Below are 1,591 nucleotides of genomic sequence, written 5' to 3' on the forward strand. Positions count from 1 at the left end.
CGAGATGCTTATAATGCTAATCAATAGTTAAAAAAAGGGATGATGTTAAATATGTCAAAAAATGAAAAACTAAATAAATTACGTAATCAAGAGTTCGATACAAAAGAATTGATTGGTTTAGTCGATGAAAATGAACTAAAGAAAATAGCGGGTGCCGGAGTAGATGTGCCTCCAGAATTTACTCCTGTTATTGCAAATATGACTAAAAATCTTTGTTCGACAACGCCTTGTACAACGAGATGCTTATAATGCTAATCAATAGTTAAAAAAAGGGATGATGTTAAATATGTCAAAAAATGAAAAACTAAATAAATTACGTAATCAAGAGTTTGATACAAAAGAATTGATTGGTTTAGTCGATGAAAATGAACTAAAGAAAGTAGCGGGTGCAGGAGATGTGAATCCAGAAACAATGCCAGGTCCGGTAACAGTTACAATTGTAATTCCAGTTTTCACTAATAAACTTTGCCCGACAGTACCTTGTACAAGACAAGTAAGTACTAATCAATAGCTAAAAAAGAGAGGAAGTTAAATATGTCAAAAAATGAAAAATTAAATAAATTACGAGATCAAGAGTTTGATACAAAAGAATTAATTGGATCAGTGGATGAAAATGATTTGAAACAAGTAGCGGGTGCGGGAGATGTAAATCCAGAAACGACGCCAGCGACACCTACAATTGTGGCAGTAAGCCTTGGGATTTGCCCAACAACAAAATGTACAAGCAAGTGCTAATCAATAACTAAAAAAGAGAGGAAGTTAAATATGTCTAAAAACGAAAAATTAAATAAATTACGAAATCAAGGGTTTGATACAAAAGAATTGATTGGTTTAGTGGATGAAAATGATTTGAAACAAGTAGCGGGTGCGGGAGATGTAAATCCAGAAACGACGCCAGCGACACCTACAATTGTGGCAGTAAGTGTGAAACTTTGCCCAACTGGTGTATGTACAAAAAGCTGTTAATAAACAACCTACAAAAGAGGGGGAAGTTAAATATGTCAAAAAATGAAAAATTAAATAAACTACGAGATCAAGAGTTTGATACAAAAGAATTAATTGGATCAGTGGATGAAAATGATTTGAAACAAGTAGCGGGTGCGGGAGATGTAAATCCAGAAACGACGCCGGCGACACCTACAATTGTGGCAGTAAGTCTTGGGATTTGCCCAACAACAAAATGTACAAGCAAGTGCTAATCAATAACTAAAAAAGAGAGGAAGTTAAATATGTCTAAAAACGAAAAATTAAATAAATTACGAAATCAAGGGTTTGATACAAAAGAATTGATTGGTTTAGTGGATGAAAATGATTTGAAACAAGTAGCGGGTGCGGGAGATGTAAATCCAGAAACGACGCCAGCGACACCTACAATTGTGGCAGTAAGTGTGAAACTTTGCCCAACTGGTGTATGTACAAAAAGCTGTTAATAAACAACCTACAAAAGAGGGGGAAGTTAAATATGTCAAAAAATGAAAAATTAAATAAACTACGAAATCAAGAGTTTGATACAAAAGAATTAATTGGATCAGTGGATGAAAATGATTTGAAACAAGTAGCGGGTGCGGGAGATGTAAATCCAGAAACGACG

At 34.4% G+C, this 1,591-nt stretch carries 7 protein-coding genes; all 7 read left to right on the plus strand.

Features of this window, described 5'->3' with window-relative positions; all coding sequences use genetic code 11:
• The first annotated feature begins 51 nt into the window (after positions 1-51).
• Complete coding sequence (locus ABH955_RS29095) at positions 52-249, plus strand: class II lanthipeptide, LchA2/BrtA2 family (protein ID WP_404458430.1); 198 nt, start codon at positions 52-54, stop codon at positions 247-249.
• Between the two features lie 37 nt (positions 250-286).
• Positions 287-511: a class II lanthipeptide, LchA2/BrtA2 family gene (locus ABH955_RS29100; RefSeq protein WP_071729920.1), complete on the plus strand. Its 225-nt coding sequence runs from the start codon at positions 287-289 to the stop codon at positions 509-511.
• Positions 512-534: 23 nt separating this feature from the next.
• Positions 535-735 (plus strand): class II lanthipeptide, LchA2/BrtA2 family, encoded by a 201-nt coding sequence (locus ABH955_RS29105; RefSeq protein ID WP_000041629.1) that lies wholly within the window; start codon positions 535-537, stop codon positions 733-735.
• 30 nt (positions 736-765) lie between these two features.
• Positions 766-966, plus strand: a complete 201-nt coding sequence (locus ABH955_RS29110; protein ID WP_404458443.1) for a class II lanthipeptide, LchA2/BrtA2 family — start codon at positions 766-768, stop codon at positions 964-966.
• 32 nt (positions 967-998) lie between these two features.
• Complete coding sequence (locus ABH955_RS29115; RefSeq protein ID WP_000041629.1) at positions 999-1,199, plus strand: class II lanthipeptide, LchA2/BrtA2 family; 201 nt, start codon at positions 999-1,001, stop codon at positions 1,197-1,199.
• Positions 1,200-1,229: 30 nt separating this feature from the next.
• A complete protein-coding gene (locus ABH955_RS29120; protein WP_404458443.1) occupies positions 1,230-1,430 on the plus strand; it encodes a class II lanthipeptide, LchA2/BrtA2 family in 201 nt (66 codons plus the stop codon).
• A 32-nt stretch (positions 1,431-1,462) separates the two neighbouring features.
• On the plus strand, positions 1,463-1,591 hold a 129-nt coding region (locus ABH955_RS29125; RefSeq protein WP_404491975.1), incomplete at its 3' end, for a class II lanthipeptide, LchA2/BrtA2 family.

It is taken from the genome of Bacillus sp. RC240 (assembly GCF_044907945.1).
GTDB classification, from domain to species: domain Bacteria; phylum Bacillota; class Bacilli; order Bacillales; family Bacillaceae_G; genus Bacillus_A; species Bacillus_A mycoides.